Origin of the sequence: Peribacillus tepidiphilus, assembly GCF_009466385.1 — a bacterium.
In the GTDB taxonomy this organism is placed as follows: domain Bacteria; phylum Bacillota; class Bacilli; order Bacillales; family DSM-1321; genus Bacillus_BN; species Bacillus_BN tepidiphilus.
The window spans coordinates 1-19,341 of sequence record NZ_WIAQ01000018.1 but is presented as its reverse complement, the minus strand read 5'-3'; the positions used below and the strand labels follow the sequence as shown (position 1 = coordinate 19,341).

The following is a 19,341-nucleotide window of genomic DNA, read 5'->3' as shown; positions in this document are numbered from 1 at the left end:
CTATAACCTATGGGCACTGTCATGCATATAATAACACAACTTTGAAGATATGAAGGGAGGAGCCTACTATGTTTCCATGGAATATGCTTTTTCCTTTTCAAAAAAATCTAAAGGAAATGCAAAATAAAATGAGTCCTCTAGAAATAGAATCATATGTACAACAGATTTTATCGAATGTAATGCCACAGCATATGCAAAATCCGGGAAATCCATTCACTCAATCACAGACAAAATCATGGGAAAAAATGCAGGACAATCAAGCTGAAAATTACTCTGAAAGAATCAAACAGTTCTCAGCAGATGTTTTTGAAACCCATAATCATATATACGTAAGGATGGCAATCGAACATTCAGAATCGGTAAAAAACATTAAGATTTTTCATACCTCCAATCAAGCGATCATTGAAGGATTTCCAAATAAAGACGACCGGCAAGTGTTGACTCTTCCAGCTATTGTAAAAAAGAAGGGAGCCATTGCAAAATTTAAAGATGGGATATTGGAGATTAAAATACCTAAAAATTATGATTTCCAATTTTCTGAAGTTGATGTTACAGAATTCGGATAATGTTTCATTAATCTTCCATTATGTTGAAAGAAAGGTTATCTAATTAATTAAAAAAGGGATTGTCCAGAAAGTCAGTTTTCCTGACTTTCTGGAGCCTCTTTTTTATCATTATATTTAAAAAATAAAGTTCTTTTCACATAGAATGATGTTTTTAGACTATAAAGTTTGCCCGTTGCTTTCCGCTCCAGGCACTTGCTTTCCGCGTGGAGGGATGGGAGCCTCCTCGGCGTTGCCGCCTGTGGGGTCTCCCACTTCCCTCTTTTTCCCGCAGGAGTCAAGTACCCTCCGCTACAATCAACTCAGATCGTATCGTTAAATTACACTAAAAAAGTAACAAACTTTACGAAAACAGCCAAAAATAAAATCAAAAAAATCGTCCTTTCTAGTAAAATGTTAGTGACCAAACCAACATTCAAAGAAAGGACGATTTTTTATGTGCAATCCGAAGATTACTACTGAAAAATATATCACGCAAATGACCCTTCTTCCAGAGACAGAGGAAAAAAAGACTCCAAAAAGACAATTAGCCCCTACTTTTAAACCATATGATAACCGTCAAATTCAAGTTATTTTTGATATTGAAGCACTCATACCAGAACATCATGTTGCACGTGTGGTGGATGAAATGGTTGAAGCTGTGCCAAATGAGCAATTGTTTTCTCATTATAAAGGTGGTGGCAGAAGTTCCTTTCATCCCAAAATGATGCTTAAAATCATTCTATTTGGTTATTCCCAAAAGGTTTATTCCTGCCGGGGAATCGAAAAGTTGATAAGAGAAAATATCCCAGCCATGTGGTTAGCTGCGATGCAACAACCCGATTTCCGTACGATTAATGAGTTCCGTGGAGAACGGATGAAAGTCTTGATGGATGAATTATTTGAAGTCATGATTCTGAAATTGATTGACGAAAAATACATCACGATTGAAAACTACTTTTTGGATGGCACCAAGATTGAAGCCAATGCCAATAAGTATTCTTTCGTGTGGAAAAAATCAACTGCGAAATTTGAAGCAAAATTAAAAGAAAAAATTCGAGAAACACTGCAACACATTCATGAATTAACACAATTAGAAGCTGGAACGGAACAAAAGGAAACTGAACAAAATGAAGAGTTCACCGAACAGAACCTGGAGGCAGTCGCTAAGAAAATAGTAGAAAAAGTAGAAAAGTTAACAGAGGAAATCGAAAAGGAAGCAGATACAAATATTCGTAAGGAGAAGCGAAAAGAACGGAGTAAATGGAAAAAACCATTAAAGCTGATTCGAGAAAATTTCATACCACGACTAGCTACATACAAAGAACAAAACGAAATTTTTGGCGACCGTAACAGCTACTCCAAAACGGACAAAGATGCAACCTTTATGCGCATGAAAGAAGATCATATGAAAAACGGTCAGCTCAAGCCGGGTTATAACGTGCAAATGAGGACTGAAAACCAGTTTATTGTGTTTTATTCCATTCATCAACGACCTACAGACACGAGTTGTTTTATCCCGCATTTGGAGAAACTGGCGTCTACTTCTTTACCGATCCCCAAAACAGTTATCGCGGATGCAGGATATGGCAGTGAAGAAAATTATGTATATGCGATGGGTGACGAGAAAGAGCCTCGATTTGATTTTCTCATTCCATATGGATCCTATATTCAAGAACAGACACGCAAATACAAAAAAAGACATGAGTTTGGGATTGTGGCATTAGCCCACAACATACTGAAAGTAGCAGGCATCCGCCAGCTACTTTCAGAGAAAAATCCAAATAACACAAAAGCAAGTGGAGAAAAACGGATCGTTTTTCTCCACTTGCTTCATTTTAGGGACTTTTTAGACAACCCCTTATCGTAATAATTATTTTCCGATAAACATTTGTGTCCAGTAGTTGCCGCTTGCAACATACCCTACACCAATGTGGGTAAAGTTTGCATTCATAATGTTTGCACGGTGACCTGGGCTATTCATCCAAGCATTTACAACTTCTTCAGGAGTACGTTGGCCTTGTGCGATATTTTCACCAGCTGTTGTATAGGAAATACCAAATTGTTTCATCATATCAAATGGAGAACCGTAAGTTGGGCTTGTATGTGAGAAATAGCCACGGTCTTTCATATCTTGAGATTTAATGCGAGCAACCTTGCTAAGCGCTGTATCAATTTTCAATGCAGGAAGACCTTGCTTTGCTCTCTCAACATTTGTAAGCTCAACTACTTTTTGTTCATAAGCACTTAATGCATTTGCTGAAGTTGTTGGTTGTGTGTTTTGAGTTGTTGGTTTTTGTGTAACAGTATTGGTTTGTGGTTTTTGAGCTGGTGCTTGTACCACAGGTTTTTGAGCTGGTGCTTGTACCACAGGCTTTTGAGCTGGTGCTTTAACTGCAGGCTTTTGAGCCGGAGTTTGAACTACAGGTTTTTGAACTGGTTTTTGCACCACAGCTGGACATGGTTTAACCTGTCCTTGAAGTTGCGACATAATAGCTTGTACATCTTTATTAGTGAAATACTTGTTTAATAGATTTTGAACATCTTGATATTTAGTATATTGAATCACCATTGGCTTGATTGTTACTTGGTTTGTTGCAGCTTCTGTTTTTCCTGCTGCCGCTCCGCTGAACATAATAGCAGCTGCTGTTGCGAATGAAAATAAGGCTTTCTTTTTCATCTATATTCCTCCTACTTTGTGAACTAGTGTTGTTTGCCTTGCACAATCATCATACCATATGATTTTTGTAATAATAGATCCATACTTTCCCAATTTACTATTTTAATATAATTTAAAAAGAAGTATAATTTGTCAACTCTCCTGAAACGAAAAAAAAACCCTTGAAACTCAAGGGAACCATTACTATTTCCATATTTTTTATTTTTTTCAAATCTTAAGAAGCAATGGATATACTTATTTTATATTTCCATTCACCTACTAATAAATTATGATTGACACCTTTTAAAACAATAGGTAATTTGTAACGAATGTTACAGCATTTTTTCGTAAACTAGTTCCTTGAAAAATTATTTTCACATTATTATTTTTGACCTTGTAAAAAAATAGTAATGACAGAACCATAACTCCCAAATAGTTTTACTCGTACAAATCTACAAAAATCCTGTAGCGAAAAAATCTCCCCACTTTTTGGCAACAGATCAAGGTAAGGAGTTTTTTTAATAAAATACACATTATCCGGACTGAGTTCTATGCAAATCTTCATTATTTCTTCTTCTTCATTTATGATTGTTATGGAATATTTCTTCAATGCACCGACGTTAAAAATGATATGCGCTTTACCATCGGCTTTAATCCGTAACGTTTTTTTTATCGAGAGAAAATGTAGTGTACCTACTTCAATTCTTCCTTCTTCATCCATTGGCAATTCGATTGCCATTTCATTGTTCTTCTGCAAAACAATTGAATCCAATTTCTTTACTTTATAAGACCATTGGTTTGGGTATACCTCTCCGAACACACTTTCTTCTTTAAGAATCGTTCCTTCATTCAATGGTTGAAGAGTAGAAAGGACAGTTTCTTCCTTCGAGCTATTCAAGTTTTCACCCCACATTAAACGAACATGTTTATTTATACTTATGAAAGTTTTAAAGTGAGAAGAACTTTCCGCCCATAAATAATGAGGATGACAAAAGATCCTCAAAGGGTCTTTTAGTCATCCTCATCATGGTTAATGATTATGTGCATCAGAGGAAGCTTTATCAGAATGTTGTTCCTTCATTGAATGGGAACCATCCTCCGTTTCTGGTTCGCTTGGCTGACCAATCACAAACTCCTTCTTTGGCATATTATGCATGCCTCTTGCCGTTACATGTGCGTACACATAATACGTCCCTTCTTCAGAGAACGATTTTTTTAATTCATATACGCCATTTTCCTTATGTTTCACTACGATTTCTTCATGATTCTCACTTTGAGATCGCCACACTTCAAACTTTACCTCATCAGCATCTTCTACGGCCTCATCACCGTAGGTTACTTTAGCCGAAAATGTTACTTCTTCCCCGAGTTTTGCTTTTTCAGGATTAATCGTCAAATCCACATCTAAGAAATCGATTTCATCATTTGTAGTATCCTGTTTACTACCACAACCAGCTAATATAGATAAAATAATAAGCATTCCTACCACTAATTTTTTCATAACGATCCCCTTTTTCATATCATTTATACTTCTGATAAAATAGGGAAGATTAATTGTACTTGAGTACCTTCCCCAATCTTACTAGTGATCTTCATTTTTCCGTTATGCATTTTCATCAATTTTTCGACAATGGATAACCCTAAACCTGTTCCACCATCTACTCTACTTCGAGCTTTGTTCACTCGATAGAAGCGTTCTGTTATTTTTTGAAGGTGTTCCTCTGATATCCCAATCCCATTATCAGTAATGGTTACAATACAATGATCATCTTGAGAAGTTAGTTCGACCGTAATTTTCCCTCCATTAGGAGTATAGCGGTAGGCATTTTCTAAGATGTTTTGTAATATTTGCTCTAACCTTCTCTCATCTCCCATAATAATAGGATCAGGATCTAGATTGAATGCTAGGGTAATGTCTTTCTCTTGAAAACGAATCTTATATTTCATCAATATATCTTCTATTAGCTGAGCAAATGCGACAGGTCCTTCTTCCATTTCGAATGAATTGGATTCAAGCTTGGTAAGATCTAATAAATCCTGTACTAAGTCTTGTAGTCTTTTCGTTTCTCTCGAAATAAGGCCTAAATATTTTCTTTGTTCATGTTCATCTTTAACAATTCCGTCTAATATTGCCTGTACATAGCCTTTTACATAACTAAGAGGAGTTCTTAATTCATGAGAAATATCTGCAAGAAATTCTCTTTTGCTTTCGTCTTCTTTCTGAATCGCAGCTGCCATTTCGTTAAAGGCTTTGGCAAGCTGGCCTATTTCGTCTACAGTTGTTACCTCGACTCGTTGAGAAAAATCACCTTGAGAAACTGAATGGGCTGCTGCTTCCATTTCTTTTAAAGGCCTGATCAGCCGATTAATCCACAGAGTTCCAAGAAAAATGGATACAACAATAAATAAAAAGGATGCGATCATCCAAAAGGTAGTAAAGTCTTTCATCAAATCCTTAATAGAAGCAAGCGGCAAATAGACATAAAGGATTCCTTCCAACCGTTCATCATCGAGTAAAGGATAGATGATTGCCACAATATTACGGTCAAACCGCTCTTCATACCCTTCTTTTTTCACGGGCTCTCCCTTAAGCAGCTTTTCTCTTTCATCCGATGAGATTAACGTGTCATAATCAATGTCAAATGGCAGGCATGCACTTAACTCACGCGGATTGCTGACGGCAAAGATTTCAGCAATGTTTTTTTCATTGTACCAATCAACTTTTTCTTTAAAGCTGTCCGAAATCGGACCACCCTCATAATCATTTGCTAAAAGCTCAGCCTGTAACAGCAAATTACTCGTCACATTGTCCACATATAACTTTTCATAAAAAAACTGAGAAAGAAGATACGTAAACAAAACCGTAATAAAAACGGTAACAGTAACCGTTAGCCACAGCTTTTGAGCCAAAGTTAACCTATTTAGCCGCATAATGTCCCTCTAACTTGTAACCAATTCCCCATACTGTTTGAATGTAATCTGCTGTTTTTAACTTCATTCTCAACGTTTTAATATGTGTATCCACAGTTCTGAGAGACCCATCATAATCTATACCCCAAATATTTTCGAGAAGCTGCTCTCGGCTTAAAACTTGTCCTTCATGTTTAATGAAAAATAATAGGAGTTCATATTCTTTTAGCGTCAAATTGACTGGTTTGTTGTGTACCGTTACCTTTCGGGATTTTTGATTTAATGCAATTTCATGGAATTGTATAATGTCGGTTTCATTATCTTGTCCAAGCTTACCTGTTCTTCTTAACAACGCTTCAATTCTTGCCATTAATTCGCCTGGACTAAAAGGCTTAACGACATAATCATCTCCACCTAACTTTAAACCTTTGACTTTATCCCATTCTTCTCCTTTAGCGCTGATAAAAATTATGGGCGTTTGGTGGGTTTTCCTAATAATTTCACAAACTTCAAATCCATTTAGATTTGGCATCATGATATCAAGTAAGATTACATCTACGCGGTGTTTATGAAGTTTTTCTAAAGCTTTTTTTCCATCTTCAGCCTGTATGCACTTATATCCTGAATTCAGCAAATACATTTCTATAAGATTCCTCATATCTTCTTCATCATCGACAACAAGGACGGTGTATTCATTCATGCTATTCTACTCCCTTACAACAATGTGAAACGGACCTTTTCCAACTGGGATCGTATGTTGTACAACCATTTTATCCGGATCAATGATGGACACATCGTTACTGTCATATCCGGCTACGACCAGTTTTTTGTGAAATAACACTAGTTCAAATGGGTTAACCCCTACCTTGATGCTAAGCAAATCTTTCTTGTTAGTTTGAGCTTTATATAGGGTACTTGTTCCATGACTAACAATGAAGGTAGCATCTCCATCCTGCAAAAAATTAATAGGCATAGAAGGAGCCTTAATTGTTCTTTTTAGTTTTCCAGTATCTAGTGAATAAATGTGTATATTTTCTTCTATTGTTGCGCCCTTGCCATGACCTCCGACCCAAAGCTCATCGTTCTCTTTATGAATGAGGAGGCCTGTTGAAAACTCATTGACCGGTATTTTCCTAACTGTTTTATAGTTTTCGTAATGAATAACGGTTACATAGGTATCATGAAAATTCAACACATATAACATATTGGTATCAGAATCTTCCACAAATGAGATAGGACCTTTCCCTACCTTAACGGAAGCGATTTCTTTCCCGTTTAATCCAAAAAAATCGATCCGATTATGTAATTGATTAATCAATGCCATTACCTTATTATCATGAATTAGCCCGGCGAATACAATTCCTTCCCCAGTATCCCATTTACGGATTTGTTTGCCTTTCTTAAATGAATAAAAATTTACACTTTTCATTTGCTTACCATACAGCATCAGGGTATCTTGATCAGGCAATAACACCCCTCCGGTAATCGGCTTTTTAAGTTCCCACTTTGCCAATTCTGTATAATCATTGCCGTCAATAAAGCTTAAGCTACCATCCTTTAAGTTAATAGTAGAAATAAATGCTTGATCCGGAGGAATTTGGGTATAGGTTTCATTCATACACCCTGACAATACCAAGACTGCAAAAAATAGACATGTCAATTTCTTCTTCATAATGTTCCCCTATCGTGACCTTACTCCCTATCCTTGCTACTTACCCTATTTTAACTAGACAATGTGAAATAAGTGTGAAATATCGCAAATAATTTCTAAAAAACGGTAAACAATCCATGCTTCATTTCATAAGACTTTCATTACATTTTAATAAAAAAATCTCCATTAACATCGGAGATTTTAGATTGTGGACTTATTTAGTGTGATTGAGTAGCAAACCTCAATTTTGTAAATCTTGCATGGTGGATATATAGAATGCCAATAGAGCAACTTTCTCTTCTGGATGTAAGGAAGATTCGGCCAGTCTTTTGACACTTAAGTAAAATTTTTCGTATTTGTTTTTCCTGACTCGAGGATGTGAATTTTCATCTAGCAATTCTCTTTTTATCAACTCTTTCAATACGGTTCCAGCATCATCTTCACTTTGTATTCCTCTATTGTTCCAAATCTGTAAATAAGCCTGTAATAATTGTTCATTTGAAAATGCTTGATGCATCCTATCTCTCCTCTCGTTTATTCCTTCGGTATCACATATTTTTCGGTAGTAAAACAAAAAATAAAAGATATCGTACTATTTCAAGAAAGAAGGTTAATAAATGAATAGTCCATATAGATGTCCAAATTGTAAGACGAATAAATCAAGGTTTAACATCATTGAACAACATGCGATGCCAGTGAAAAAGGATCCTCAATCCGGTGATATTATCCAACAATTTACCAACGAAGACTTAGATGCTTTCCACCTTGCATACAATGGACCTTCCTTCAGGGTACAATGTGCAGCCTGCGGACTGATTGAAGATGAAAAAACCTTTGAAGCCTACGGTTCCATCCAATCTTAATATGGAAAATCTCTTGAAGCCGGCTCTTTTGCCGGCTCCATTTATTTTGGAAAAATCTCGTTAACAAAGTACTCCGAATCAACTTTCCATCCTTCCATTGGTGAAGTTCTAACAAGAAGAATGTTTGTTTCAATCCTTTTTAAGCCTTCGTTTTTTATATATAGGCTCAATTCCACGGGAACAAACACGCCCCCTCTTAATGGAGAATTGTTCAAATCAATATTTATTCGGTTTACTTTGATGGCTTCAATTTTTAGAATGTGCTCTTTAAGATCAGACTTTAATGGCTGCAAACTAATATAGTTGAACAGATGCTCATCCTGTTGATGGAGTGAGGCGATATACGCGTGTACTGTATCTGAAGGGCTAATCGTTGTTAAATATTCATCCAGCTTACCAGCAGCCTTTAAAATCATTAATAAATGCGACAGATCCATTTTATTAGAACGATGTGTAATGCTTCCGAAAAAGTGAATACAAAAATGGCCTGGAAAGTTATTTTTAAGCGCGCCTGCACCATGCGGCATTCCATGCATGGAAGCTGCAATGAGCCTGTCCTCACTTAAGATGAGAATCGCTCTTCTTTTCCAAGTCCATTGACCGTTAAAAATACTTTTCATCATTTTGGTATCCTGTGAAGTCAATGGTTGTACATCCGCATGATAGGTTCCGGCCCGTCTCTGAACATTGAAATGCCTTCTTGTTTCAACATCAATGACTGTAAAATTGGAATACTTCGGTAAGATTTCATTTACTTCGTTCCACGGAAGCATTTCCACCTTGAAGCTAATAGGTGAATCCCTGTCAAATTCTACTTCTCCCGCTGCTTTAATTGGAAATACAATGAATATGATCATAACCAAGAAATATCTATGAATTCCCATAAAAAATGACCTCTTTCTGATTCATGTCCTTATTCTTTATCGTTTGACAAAATAATAAACAGATTAGAAAGGGTCATTTTTGAACCATTATATGTCGTTGTAAATTATTTTTCAGTTTGTTCAAGTGCACGTAATTCGGAAAGAATTTTATCTTGATTTAAATTTTCACCAATGATAACTAAATTTAAAGGCATTTTCATGATTTCAGGCATCGTTACCGGCATTCCATATGAGTATTGGAATAAATAGGGGTATTGAGAATGAGTAAAGGAAATATACCCTTTCATCCGATATACCGTTTCAGGTAACGACCTTAACCAGTCTTCAAACTCTTCATAATGTACACTGCCCTTAAACGAATACAAAATAGTTTGTAGATGGAGGTCTTTTTTCCCGTTGTTTCCATCATACTGCTTTCGACTCATAGATAAACTACTAATTTGGGTTAGATTGACTTTACTATGATTTGTAAATAAACACGTTGCATGTTCATTCAACGATTGGATTTCAAAGCTCATTTGACCTGCTTCCATTTCGCTGACTAAATCTATTTTATTTAGTAGAAGTAGATCTGCATGCTGAATTTGTTCTAGCATTAAATGTTTTATTTGTGGAGAAAATTGTTCTCTGTCACGCCATCTTACTAGATCCACAACCGTTACAATTCCTTTATATTCTAAGCGTTCAGCAAAGAGAGGAGACATAATACCGTCTAATACTTCAACAGGATGAGCCGCACCGGTTGTCTCAATATAAATGGCATCTACATTCATCGTAAGTATTTCCTGCAGCTGTGCATCTAGTTTTTCTTGAATTGTGCAGCAAATACAACCATCGAATAATTCTTTTAAAGGGATATCCTTGTCAATTAATTCAGTATCAATGGACACCTTTCCCATTTCATTAAGCAATACAGCAATTTGTCTGCCTTCCTTTTTCTCTGCGGCTACAATATTTCTTAAAAGTGTGGTTTTTCCACTTCCTAAGAAGCCAGCTAAAATATAAATTTCTGTTTTTTTCATATTCAAAACCTCTATTACAAGAAAATAGGCAGAAAACTACATCGCTTTCTACCCTACTTATAATAACATATCAGGTCGTTAACAAAATACATTTTGCTTTTACACTTTGGCTCTTTTCGCATAGATTGTTTTTTTGGGACTTAAAAATTTAAAAGCAACAAACTTTACGAAAACAACCTACACTTTTGATCAACTATGACACTTTTCGATTATATTATATTATATTTTATTTTCTTCTGATAACTCTTCGAGCATGCTTTTTATTGTTTCATCGATTTTTCTGCTTAGTTCTTCTTTCGTATCCATTGTCAAATAGCCTACCTGATGAAACAATTCTCCCTTACATTTCCAAATGGGAATAGATTCATTGGGATAATACTCACCACCCATTTCTAGTCCAATTTCAATATAGGATTTATATCCTTTTTCAAAAATTTCCTGCCGAGAAACCAAGCAGCATCCTCTTTCTCTAATGACTTCAACAACCAATTTCACATGATATTTTTCAAAATCCTGTCCGTAGAGAAAATGAAAATAACTACATAATTTTTCGCATAGCTCCTCTTTTTCATGAACGAGTTGTTTGACTTCGTTGTCTAAGTGAGTAATTTGTTTCAATCTATTCCTCCTCGCTCATATTACTTGATCATTTTTGACCAAGTTTAAAAAATTGATGAATGATTGATTTTATTTTTCTAAAACTAGAAAAACAATATAACTTGAACTTCAATCCTTTAGTGTAATATTTTAACAAAATAGTTTAAGTATTTGATAAAAAATTCTTATTATTTCCTCTCCCATATTTTGTTATACCGACTATAATGTATAGTAGATGAACAAAGGGAAGGAAATAAATATGTTTTATTCTAAAATATATCCGGGAACTTTAAAACAATTTTTACTTGAGCCAACGAAGGAAAATCTAAAAAACTTATTGCTGCATAATACCGGAGAGACGGATTTTCTTGATTTCAAAACGAAATGGATCGAGATCACCAAGCTTGCCAAACACATTTTGGCAATCGCTAATTCAGGTGGTGGTTGTATTGTTGTTGGTGTAAGTCAGGCAGAGGACGGTACTGCAGTATTAGTAGGATTAAAAAATGAGGACGTCTTGGATAAGGCCGATATTGACAACAAGCTAGAGCATTTGTTACCAAAATATTTAAAGTACCGTACGGAAGATTTCATTTTTTCCAAACGGACTCATGCTTTACTACAAGAAAAAATCTTTCAAGTGTTAATAATCGAATATGATCCTGTATACGTCCCATACACATCAATCGTGAATCAAGGTGAGCTTAGATACGGAGCCATTTATGTTAGACAAGGTACAAAATCAATTGAAGCATCAAAGGAAAAGCTAGTGGAAATGATTCTTCGCAAAGTACAATCTGGTGGCTCTGATACTAGAGAAATTTCCTTAAAAGATCATCTTAATCATCTCAAAGTTTTATATGATGAATTATCACAACAAAATGATCTTGAATATCAAGCTTTCATACAAGAAATCATCAATGAAAAGAAAAAGAAAATCAAAAAATATCTTGACTTAAAAGAAGAGTAAAAAAGGTGACACATTCGGAAAAAAGTTCCGCTGTGTCACCTTTTTATTCTATTCTATTATTTCATTTGGCTTTTAATAATTTCTACTGCTTTAAGAAGCTGGGTATCGTTTTTTTGGATCTTTTCTCTTAGCTCATTCATCAAAGCTAGTGTCGTATCTCCTGAAAGGATTCCATTTTCAGTTAATTTTTGGTCCTTCTGTAGTTTTTTGATGGCTAATGCTGTTTGTTCATCGAAGAAACCATCCACCTTTCCAGGATTATAGCCGATTTCCTTCAGCATTTGTTCAGCTACCTTCACTTCTGAAGAAGAAGAGGAAATCGTATATTCTTGTTCAGGTGAGAGGTAAGTTAACTCTGAATAATTTGGCAGTTTTACCTCATAATCCGGCTTAATGCCTTTTTTATGAATCCAATTTCCTTTTGGAGTCAGCCATTTAGCTGACGTATATTTGATATTAGAGCCATCCTTAAAATCTTCTGCAGTCTGTACAGTTCCTTTCCCAAAAGTTTTCTCACCAACAAGCGGGATGCCTGCTGATTCTTTTACCGCTGCAGCCACTATTTCAGAAGCGCTTGCACTTCCTTTATCAACAAGAACAACTACTGGGATGCCTAGTTCCTTTTTATTTTCAGATTTGTAAATTTCTTTATTTCCTTTTCTGTCTTCCACTTGGAGAACGACTTTACCATTTGGAACGAACAGATCAGAAATCTCTAAAGCTTGTCCTAAAATCCCCCCTGGATTCCCTCTTAAATCAAGAATTAACCCTTTCATACCCTTCGTTTGCATGTCAGCTAAAGAATCTTTCAGCTCATCAGCTGTTTTCTCTGAAAAACTTGTTATTTGGACAGTAGCGATTCCATCATCTCTCATTTCAGCATAGACCGTTTGTAAAGGGATCGTATCACGAACAATTTCAACTTTCATTGGCTCAGCATTTTCGCCTCGTTGTATCATGAGTTCTACCTTTGTCCCTTTTTTCCCTCTAATCTGCATCACTGCTTCTGTTGCGCTCATCCCTTGAAGGCTTTTGCCATCTACGCTAAGTATATAATCATTCGGCTTCAAACCTGCCTTTTCTGCAGGTGATCCTTTGATTGGCGAAACAATCATAATTTTTGAGTTATGAGACTGAATTTCAGCACCAATTCCTTCAAAAGAAGAAGAAATTTGTTGGTGAAAGCTCTTAGCCTCCTCCACATTCATATAGTCTGAATAGGGATCGTCAAGCGCTTCAAGCATACCATTTATCGCACCATTTATCAGCTTCTCATCATCTACTTCAGTAAAATACTTTTCTTTTAAAGTGTCGTAGGCTGAATATAGCTTATTGAATTCTTTTCGATTTTGGATAATTTGCTGAATCGGTTGTGCAGGTTCATCCCCAAATGTCAAAGCTACAGTTGTAATACCTGCTGTTATGAAAATCACGAAAAAAATGCTCAATACAAAATGAAATTTTTTGATTTTTATATATTTGCCATTTTCTTTTTCTACTTCAGGTTTCTTCTCTTCCAATTTATCCACCACTTTCAACCAGATGCTCTGTTTCTAATGCTTTATTATAACACCGAAATGTTTGATTAAATAGCTTTTACCTTTGAGAAGTATTCTTCTAGCGTTAAACCCTTTTCGTACAGGATTTCAGCCAGATCTTTTCCAACGTAGCGGAAATGCCAAGGTTCAAACTTATATCCAGTGATTTCTTCTTTTCCTTTCGGATATCTTAAAATAAAACCGTAATGATGTGCATTTAGCGCAAGCCATTTTCCTTCAGGAGTGTTTTCAAATTCTTGAATAAGTAACAGGTTCACACTCTTGCTGGAAATATCTACTGCTAGTCCAGTCTGATGCTCACTTTGACCTGGATACGCTACAGCCTCAATCGCTTTTTCTCTTCCAACACGGTTGATTTCAGCATCAAAAATCATCTTTTGGCGTTCAAAAGAGCGATAGGCAGAAACAGCATAAAGTTCAATACCATTTAATTTAGCCTCTTGAAACATTTGCTCAAGTGCCCTCGCTGCTTCCTTTCTCATGAGAGCTTTTTCTTGTTCAAGGAAACCAAAGGAAAAAGCGACATTCGGTCGAACTAAATCCTTAGGAGCATAATCATCATTTAAAGAATATTCCTTATTTACTAGAACTAAAAAGTTTTCGGGATTTTGGATCAATTTCTTACCGTTTACCTCTTGTATTTCATTAAAAAATTGAGAGTCAAGTGTTAACTCTTCCTCGTTCTCGATGCCACCTTTTGTTGCAGCAGAATTTTCTTCCTTTTCTTTTGTATTTTGCTCTACTTTTTGCTTTGTTTGCTCTTTCGTTGTATTTTCCTGTTGAGAGATAAAATGGAATCCTTCGGGTATTAGATCTTTTACCTGACATCCACTTAGAAAAATAATTGAAAGAAGAAACAGTCCATACTTCTTATGTAACACGAAACAAATCACCCTTATTGTTAAATTCACTTATCCATTTTACCATTTAACCACAAAATAAAAACAGTAATTTGTAATGATAATAAATAAAAGGATGGCCTTCTAAAGACTTACTCATACAGTAAAGCCTTTAATATAGCCATCCTCTTTGGACAAATTCTTATTTTATTGCTGCTTCTAAAGCAACTTCAATCATGTCATTAAAGGTCGTTTGTCTTTCTTCAGCAGTCGTTTCCTCGCCCGTAATGATATGGTCGCTAACTGTTAATACGGATAATGCCTTTCTTCCAAATTTTGCAGCTATCGTATAAAGTGCAGTAGTCTCCATTTCGATCGCTAAAATTCCATATTGAGCCCATTTCTCATGCTCGGCATTATCGTTATAGAACATATCAGCCGTAAACACACTGCCCACTTTAAGATTTAATCCTTTTTCTATACCTGCATCATAGGCTTTTTTAAGAAGGTCGAAGCTGGCTGTTGGAGCATAGTCTACCCCACCGAATGTCAGTCTGTTCATCTGACTATCAGTAGAGGATGTCATGGCCAATATCACATCGCGGACTTTCACATCTTTTTGGATGGCTCCACATGTCCCAACCCTAATCAAATTTTGGACATCATAGCTTTGGATTAACTCATTTACATAAATTGAAATGGAAGGAACCCCCATCCCTGTCCCTTGGACGGAAATTCTTTTTCCTTTATATGTTCCAGTATAGCCAAACATGTTACGTACTTCATTATATAATTTCGGGCTTTCCAAAAAAGTCTCTGCGATGTATTTTGCTCGTAACGGGTCTCCTGGCAAAAGAACTGTGTCTGCAATTTCCCCTACTTTAGCACCAATATGTATACTCATTTTATGCCCTCCTATTTAATCAAATCCATCACTACTATACCATATTGTAGTGAAATCTGAAAAACCTTAATTTGGCGTCCTTGTCCCTTTATAGTCTCTAACCTTTTCCTGTGTAATATTCATAATAATTGGCACAATAATAGGGGAAACCATAAAAAGGAGGATTTCACAAATGGGAAAGAAACATCGTAATCGTGTCAATGCACCAAAAAAGAATAATCATATCCCTCCTGAGGGCATTGTAGCTGAACATGAAGCACATGCTGATGAACAATCACCAGAAAAACGAAAAAACGGACCAGGTCACCATCAATCAGATGGTGATCGCTAATAAATGCCGAGATTGTATGATCTCGGCTCCGTTTTAACAAACATACATCCAGTGTACACGAATTACAACTCCCTTCGAATTAGATTCTCCTATATTCATATTTATGTAAAAGACATGTCGAATCCTTTATCGATATCCCACTTTTTTGTCGAAACAAAAAAGGGGTGTCCAAAAGCCGAAAATTCGACTTATTGGACAGCCCCATTACCTTATGAATATTTAGAAATTATATCCTTGAATTGGTCTTTTAAATACGGTAGGTTTGAATGATTGATGGTAAAGCGGACTTTTGTCTCATCTAATTCCAATGCTTCGGATAATAAGCCTGCCAGTCCTCTTGCTCTGCGGTCAATTTCGATTAATATCTCAGCTTCATGCTCGCTTGATTGGAAGAAAACCAGTTCCAACTCATCGAGCTTACCTCGAAATAATCCGCTGTATGGAACAAATTCGAATTCCTGTATATATGGCACTCTCTTTTGATAGCGGTATGGTGCAGCTTCACAATCTGCGTTTCTTAGTTTGAATCCCAAATCCGTTAATGCGAGAAAAGCTTGATGAATTAAAGGATTTGGCTGCACTTTAATGTAATCTTCATCCTTTGGATCTACTGCGTTTTTGATATCAAGTCCTGTCGCTACCCAAACTTTTGTTTTCCCATAAGTCAAAGGGGTATCGTAAGGAAGTTTAAAACGAAAAGGAATTTCCTTTTTTTCATTGGGACCAATGGTGAATGGTTCATTTATACGAACCTTTTCAATAGTAGCCACCTGTGTAAATTTCTTATCATCATGCTCCTTCAAATAAGTGGTATGCAGGGTTAAGTAGATCTCATCGATGGCTTGTTCAATCGCCCCTCCCTGAATTTCAACGACTCCAGACATTTGTTCTCCTGGAATATATGTATCCTTTTCCAATCGAGTATCAACCTTTGCACTGCCAATTCCGATCGTGGCCAAAAACTTATTGAATAGTGACATATTCCATTCTCCCTTCCATCATTTTTTCTAGCTCTGAATAGGCGTGTTTTGCGTTTATAAAAGGTGTGTCAAGCAATAATAGCTTTTTAATAAAAATTCTCAAAGGAAGAGGAAGACTAAGCTCTTCTTCCCAGCTTCTTTCTTTTTTTACAGTAGGTGTGTATGAGCTATAGAGTAAAAACAACAAAAAATGCCCGAGGCAATACAAGTCACTTATATGGTTTGGGGCTTTTTTGGGATGATCTATATTACGATGATCATACGATGAATCTAATCGGCTTGCTAAACCAAAGTCTATAATACTGACATCTCTTCCATCAAACAGGATGTTTGGAATCCGAAGATCCCTATGAACAATCCCTTTACTATGCATATACAAAACAGCTTGTAACACCTTTTTCACTATGATGAATGATTCGTCGACAGAATACCTTTTTCCTTCTTGAAAAATCCATTGCTCAAAAGTTTTCCCTTTTTTGAGCTCCATAATGAAATAGGGAATTCCATTCATATCTCCTTCTGAATGATATGTCGGAAAGGCCTGATTTTCCAATTCAGAAATAACCTGTTTTTCAAAATGAAACGAAGTAATAGCCTCTGCCGATTTAAGCCTCTTTTTATTTAACCTCTTTAAAACAAATCGTTCTCCCGAATGCTTTTCTTTAAGTAAATAGGTTGACCCAAACCCACCTTTTCCCAATTTGTCTACAAGTAAAAATGGTGTATTTTCATTGATATAATGGGTAAATAAAGAATCTATCTTGTTTTCTGTTAGACCGAACATGTTTATCTTCCACACTCATCTTCAGCTTTTAAAAAAACCGTGCGAGCTAGAAAAAAAGCTTTTTTTATGTTTCTTTTTATAATGCTTGTATCCATAGTGCTGGTGCTTTTTTGAAAAGCCGTGTTTAAAATCACTGTTTGAATGCTTGTAATATCCGTGTTTATTCTTACCGAAAATTAACTTCAGAATTTTCTCTATCATATTCTCACACTCTCCTTTTCTTTCTTTATTACGAACTTCCAAACAAAAAAGTTTCAAAGTTTTTTTGATTCTGTTTTATTTACTTCGAGTTTTTTAAAGAATAAAAAACGACGGTTTCCCGCCGTATTAGATAATAGACAATGTATATGATCACGCACATTCAGACTGATTGAGCCGTAATGCTTTCAATACTCAGAGGACGATCATTATTCGAATTCCTCATCGATGATGGATTTTTCAATCAAGTATTCAAAAGTGATATCAGCGATTTCTTCCAATTCTTCTTCAGAAGGTACATAGCCACGTTTGGTTAACTCTTGAAAGAAAAACTCGGCAATCTCTTCTGTATCAATAAAGACTTCAATTTCACGCACAATATCGCCCCCTTTTCTAAAGATGTATGAAGAATTTGGAATGATTATACTAAAAAAAATCTTATTATAGCTTATTTATAATTTCGCCTTATATTGTAAAGCTCGCTAGAAAGTTTTTTCATTTTATTTAACACTAAAACCGTGACTTTTTTATATTCATCATCTCCAAAATTTTCATACAACGCTAGATAATCATTATATAAATCTAATAATCCATCAATAAGCTGTTTTTTCTCTTTTCTCTCCTCCAATGCTTCCTTTTCAGCTTTCCTGACAGCGGAAGAAGCTTTATTGATTTCTTTTTTTCCCGTTTTTTTATTAATCGGGTATAAAAGGCCTAATTTTTGTATAAAGGTTTCCGCATCTTCTGCTTCGGCAATCAGCGTTAGCTCCTCTTCATGAGCTTCAAGCCATTCCCCATCAGAGAGTCTAGAAAGCTCATAAATGACATCTTCCCATGCATTTTCTTTATATCTCCAAATTTCCGTCCGAAAGCCTACTATTTTGAAATAATCTTGACCATATCCGTCCACCTGTACTAGGTCTCCGAAAAAGAACTTGTATGTGATATCTATTTTTTCTGACTCTTGGACAATTTCACCTTCATATTCTGAAATGTGCTGTAACGTAGACTCCATGTACAAACCTTCACTATGGTTTACTTCATACACATAGGATCCGTCCAAAAATTTGACATCCGTAATATTTCCAACTGTTCCATACATGGTGATGACGACTGTGTCACCAATTTTAAATTTGGCTTTTTTCCGCTTATCCATAGTGACATCCTCTCACTTCACCTTGAAATACTTACAATAGTATATGCAGGATAAAATGACAGGGTCATTGGAAAGTTTGTACCAAATGTCCTTATTTAGTTATGTGATTACACTTTTTGATAGGATTGACGATAAAGCTCCCATGCCTCATCGAAAACTTTCATTGAAGGCAAATAGTGCCCGTTCATTTCCAGATAGTTACTCAGTTCATCATAATCCATCGAATGCTTCGGAAATGAATGATCGTCATAGGCATTGTTAGCAAATTGACTCAACTCATCATGCGGCTTCGGATGTCGCATCGTCATGAGAAACTGATAAAATGATTTCATATCTCCATCCCCTTGTTATTTTTCGTATTGTCAAAACTTTTATAGTAAATAGGTTAGTAAATCCTATATTAGAGGGCTTTTTGAGCAAAAAAATTGCCACCCCCTGAAATTTAGGTAATAGTGAGGTTACCACACCGACACTAAATCCCTAAATAAAGGA

Annotated in this window: 23 protein-coding genes; 5 read left to right on the top strand and 18 right to left on the bottom strand. The window is 35.8% G+C overall.

All coding sequences use genetic code 11. From position 1 onward, the window contains the following. Window positions 1–68: 68 nt before the first annotated feature. Both GD441_RS10850 and GD441_RS10845 read left to right on the top strand, forming a co-directional pair. Window positions 69–566: an Hsp20/alpha crystallin family protein gene (locus GD441_RS10850; protein WP_153126458.1), complete on the top strand. Its 498-nt coding sequence runs from the start codon at window positions 69–71 to the stop codon at window positions 564–566. Window positions 567–999: 433 nt separating this feature from the next. Continuing rightward, complete coding sequence (locus tag GD441_RS10845) at window positions 1,000–2,412, top strand: IS1182 family transposase (protein WP_153126457.1); 1,413 nt, start codon at window positions 1,000–1,002, stop codon at window positions 2,410–2,412. 3 nt (window positions 2,413–2,415) lie between these two features. Here GD441_RS10845 and GD441_RS10840 read toward each other — a convergent pair whose 3' ends face one another. The 7 genes from GD441_RS10840 to GD441_RS10810 form a co-directional block, all read right to left on the bottom strand. Next, entirely contained in the window at window positions 2,416–3,222 is an 807-nt protein-coding gene (locus GD441_RS10840; protein WP_153126456.1) for a CAP domain-containing protein, read from the bottom strand. A gap of 361 nt (window positions 3,223–3,583) precedes the next feature. Next, window positions 3,584–4,099, bottom strand: coding sequence for a DUF6385 domain-containing protein (locus GD441_RS10835; protein ID WP_153126455.1), 516 nt, complete (start codon window positions 4,097–4,099; stop codon window positions 3,584–3,586). A gap of 132 nt (window positions 4,100–4,231) precedes the next feature. Next, window positions 4,232–4,702 (bottom strand): FixH family protein, encoded by a 471-nt coding sequence (locus GD441_RS10830; RefSeq protein WP_153126454.1) that lies wholly within the window; start codon window positions 4,700–4,702, stop codon window positions 4,232–4,234. 23 nt (window positions 4,703–4,725) lie between these two features. After that, window positions 4,726–6,132, bottom strand: a complete 1,407-nt coding sequence (locus GD441_RS10825; protein WP_153126453.1) for a sensor histidine kinase — start codon at window positions 6,130–6,132, stop codon at window positions 4,726–4,728. Further along, the gene (locus tag GD441_RS10820; protein WP_153126452.1) at window positions 6,119–6,811 is read right to left on the bottom strand and encodes a response regulator transcription factor; all 693 of its coding nucleotides are present in this window, start codon (window positions 6,809–6,811) and stop codon (window positions 6,119–6,121) included. Before GD441_RS10820 ends, GD441_RS10825 begins: the two co-directional genes overlap by 14 nt. A gap of 6 nt (window positions 6,812–6,817) precedes the next feature. Next, on the bottom strand, window positions 6,818–7,783 hold the full coding sequence (locus GD441_RS10815; RefSeq protein ID WP_153126451.1) for a YncE family protein: 966 nt from the start codon (window positions 7,781–7,783) through the stop codon (window positions 6,818–6,820). Between the two features lie 220 nt (window positions 7,784–8,003). Beyond that, on the bottom strand, window positions 8,004–8,279 hold the full coding sequence (locus tag GD441_RS10810) for a hypothetical protein (RefSeq protein WP_153126450.1): 276 nt from the start codon (window positions 8,277–8,279) through the stop codon (window positions 8,004–8,006). 100 nt (window positions 8,280–8,379) lie between these two features. On the opposite strand from GD441_RS10810, the gene GD441_RS10805 reads away from it, so the two are divergent. Beyond that, window positions 8,380–8,625 (top strand): DNA alkylation repair protein, encoded by a 246-nt coding sequence (locus GD441_RS10805; RefSeq protein WP_153126449.1) that lies wholly within the window; start codon window positions 8,380–8,382, stop codon window positions 8,623–8,625. A 41-nt stretch (window positions 8,626–8,666) separates the two neighbouring features. On the opposite strand, the gene GD441_RS10800 is transcribed toward GD441_RS10805, so the two are convergent. The 3 genes from GD441_RS10800 to GD441_RS10790 form a co-directional block, all read right to left on the bottom strand. Then, window positions 8,667–9,509 carry a hypothetical protein gene (locus GD441_RS10800; RefSeq protein WP_153126448.1) on the bottom strand — a complete coding sequence of 281 codons (843 nt, stop codon included), beginning with the start codon at window positions 9,507–9,509 and terminating at the stop codon, window positions 8,667–8,669. Between the two features lie 104 nt (window positions 9,510–9,613). Next, window positions 9,614–10,531, bottom strand: coding sequence for a CobW family GTP-binding protein (locus tag GD441_RS10795; RefSeq protein WP_153126447.1), 918 nt, complete (start codon window positions 10,529–10,531; stop codon window positions 9,614–9,616). Between the two features lie 219 nt (window positions 10,532–10,750). Next, window positions 10,751–11,149 carry a hypothetical protein gene (locus GD441_RS10790; protein WP_153126446.1) on the bottom strand — a complete coding sequence of 133 codons (399 nt, stop codon included), beginning with the start codon at window positions 11,147–11,149 and terminating at the stop codon, window positions 10,751–10,753. 238 nt (window positions 11,150–11,387) lie between these two features. On the opposite strand from GD441_RS10790, the gene GD441_RS10785 reads away from it, so the two are divergent. Further along, on the top strand, window positions 11,388–12,098 hold the full coding sequence (locus GD441_RS10785) for an AlbA family DNA-binding domain-containing protein (protein WP_153126445.1): 711 nt from the start codon (window positions 11,388–11,390) through the stop codon (window positions 12,096–12,098). A 56-nt stretch (window positions 12,099–12,154) separates the two neighbouring features. Here GD441_RS10785 and GD441_RS10780 read toward each other — a convergent pair whose 3' ends face one another. From GD441_RS10780 to deoD, 3 genes are all read right to left on the bottom strand, one after another. Continuing rightward, a complete protein-coding gene (locus GD441_RS10780) occupies window positions 12,155–13,627 on the bottom strand; it encodes a lmo1851 family serine protease (protein WP_276567787.1) in 1,473 nt (490 codons plus the stop codon). Between the two features lie 56 nt (window positions 13,628–13,683). Further along, on the bottom strand, window positions 13,684–14,538 hold the full coding sequence (locus tag GD441_RS10775; RefSeq protein ID WP_153126443.1) for a M15 family metallopeptidase: 855 nt from the start codon (window positions 14,536–14,538) through the stop codon (window positions 13,684–13,686). 160 nt (window positions 14,539–14,698) lie between these two features. Continuing rightward, on the bottom strand, window positions 14,699–15,400 hold the full coding sequence (gene deoD / locus GD441_RS10770; RefSeq protein ID WP_153126442.1) for a purine-nucleoside phosphorylase: 702 nt from the start codon (window positions 15,398–15,400) through the stop codon (window positions 14,699–14,701). A gap of 172 nt (window positions 15,401–15,572) precedes the next feature. On the opposite strand from deoD, the gene GD441_RS17010 reads away from it, so the two are divergent. Continuing rightward, window positions 15,573–15,731 carry a hypothetical protein gene (locus tag GD441_RS17010; RefSeq protein WP_191992158.1) on the top strand — a complete coding sequence of 53 codons (159 nt, stop codon included), beginning with the start codon at window positions 15,573–15,575 and terminating at the stop codon, window positions 15,729–15,731. 209 nt (window positions 15,732–15,940) lie between these two features. On the opposite strand, the gene GD441_RS10765 is transcribed toward GD441_RS17010, so the two are convergent. The 5 genes from GD441_RS10765 to GD441_RS10745 form a co-directional block, all read right to left on the bottom strand. Further along, window positions 15,941–16,711 (bottom strand): sporulation protein, encoded by a 771-nt coding sequence (locus GD441_RS10765; protein WP_153126441.1) that lies wholly within the window; start codon window positions 16,709–16,711, stop codon window positions 15,941–15,943. Continuing rightward, window positions 16,695–17,495 (bottom strand): serine/threonine protein kinase, encoded by an 801-nt coding sequence (locus tag GD441_RS10760; RefSeq protein ID WP_153126440.1) that lies wholly within the window; start codon window positions 17,493–17,495, stop codon window positions 16,695–16,697. Before GD441_RS10760 ends, GD441_RS10765 begins: the two co-directional genes overlap by 17 nt. Window positions 17,496–17,902: 407 nt before the next feature. Next, entirely contained in the window at window positions 17,903–18,070 is a 168-nt protein-coding gene (locus GD441_RS10755; RefSeq protein ID WP_153126439.1) for a YozD family protein, read from the bottom strand. Window positions 18,071–18,141: 71 nt separating this feature from the next. Then, window positions 18,142–18,849, bottom strand: coding sequence for a hypothetical protein (locus tag GD441_RS10750; protein WP_153126438.1), 708 nt, complete (start codon window positions 18,847–18,849; stop codon window positions 18,142–18,144). A 107-nt stretch (window positions 18,850–18,956) separates the two neighbouring features. After that, on the bottom strand, window positions 18,957–19,181 hold the full coding sequence (locus GD441_RS10745; protein WP_153126437.1) for a YozE family protein: 225 nt from the start codon (window positions 19,179–19,181) through the stop codon (window positions 18,957–18,959). Window positions 19,182–19,341: the final 160 nt, after the last annotated feature.

What these genes read in the sequence shown, in the direction of transcription:
- GD441_RS10850 (WP_153126458.1), top strand. Translation starts at nt 69, where the DNA reads ATGTTTCCATGGAATATGCTTTTTCCTTTTCAAAAAAATCTAAAGGAA.
- GD441_RS10845 (WP_153126457.1), top strand. Translation starts at nt 1,000, where the DNA reads ATGTGCAATCCGAAGATTACTACTGAAAAATATATCACGCAAATGACC.
- GD441_RS10840 (WP_153126456.1), bottom strand. Translation starts at nt 3,222, where the DNA reads ATGAAAAAGAAAGCCTTATTTTCATTCGCAACAGCAGCTGCTATTATG.
- GD441_RS10830 (WP_153126454.1), bottom strand. Translation starts at nt 4,702, where the DNA reads ATGAAAAAATTAGTGGTAGGAATGCTTATTATTTTATCTATATTAGCT.
- GD441_RS10825 (WP_153126453.1), bottom strand. Translation starts at nt 6,132, where the DNA reads ATGCGGCTAAATAGGTTAACTTTGGCTCAAAAGCTGTGGCTAACGGTT.
- GD441_RS10820 (WP_153126452.1), bottom strand. Translation starts at nt 6,811, where the DNA reads ATGAATGAATACACCGTCCTTGTTGTCGATGATGAAGAAGATATGAGG.
- GD441_RS10815 (WP_153126451.1), bottom strand. Translation starts at nt 7,783, where the DNA reads ATGAAGAAGAAATTGACATGTCTATTTTTTGCAGTCTTGGTATTGTCA.
- GD441_RS10810 (WP_153126450.1), bottom strand. Translation starts at nt 8,279, where the DNA reads ATGCATCAAGCATTTTCAAATGAACAATTATTACAGGCTTATTTACAG.
- GD441_RS10805 (WP_153126449.1), top strand. Translation starts at nt 8,380, where the DNA reads ATGAATAGTCCATATAGATGTCCAAATTGTAAGACGAATAAATCAAGG.
- GD441_RS10800 (WP_153126448.1), bottom strand. Translation starts at nt 9,509, where the DNA reads ATGGGAATTCATAGATATTTCTTGGTTATGATCATATTCATTGTATTT.
- GD441_RS10795 (WP_153126447.1), bottom strand. Translation starts at nt 10,531, where the DNA reads ATGAAAAAAACAGAAATTTATATTTTAGCTGGCTTCTTAGGAAGTGGA.
- GD441_RS10785 (WP_153126445.1), top strand. Translation starts at nt 11,388, where the DNA reads ATGTTTTATTCTAAAATATATCCGGGAACTTTAAAACAATTTTTACTT.
- deoD (WP_153126442.1), bottom strand. Translation starts at nt 15,400, where the DNA reads ATGAGTATACATATTGGTGCTAAAGTAGGGGAAATTGCAGACACAGTT.
- GD441_RS17010 (WP_191992158.1), top strand. Translation starts at nt 15,573, where the DNA reads ATGGGAAAGAAACATCGTAATCGTGTCAATGCACCAAAAAAGAATAAT.
- GD441_RS10765 (WP_153126441.1), bottom strand. Translation starts at nt 16,711, where the DNA reads ATGTCACTATTCAATAAGTTTTTGGCCACGATCGGAATTGGCAGTGCA.
- GD441_RS10760 (WP_153126440.1), bottom strand. Translation starts at nt 17,495, where the DNA reads ATGTTCGGTCTAACAGAAAACAAGATAGATTCTTTATTTACCCATTAT.
- GD441_RS10750 (WP_153126438.1), bottom strand. Translation starts at nt 18,849, where the DNA reads ATGGATAAGCGGAAAAAAGCCAAATTTAAAATTGGTGACACAGTCGTC.
- GD441_RS10745 (WP_153126437.1), bottom strand. Translation starts at nt 19,181, where the DNA reads ATGAAATCATTTTATCAGTTTCTCATGACGATGCGACATCCGAAGCCG.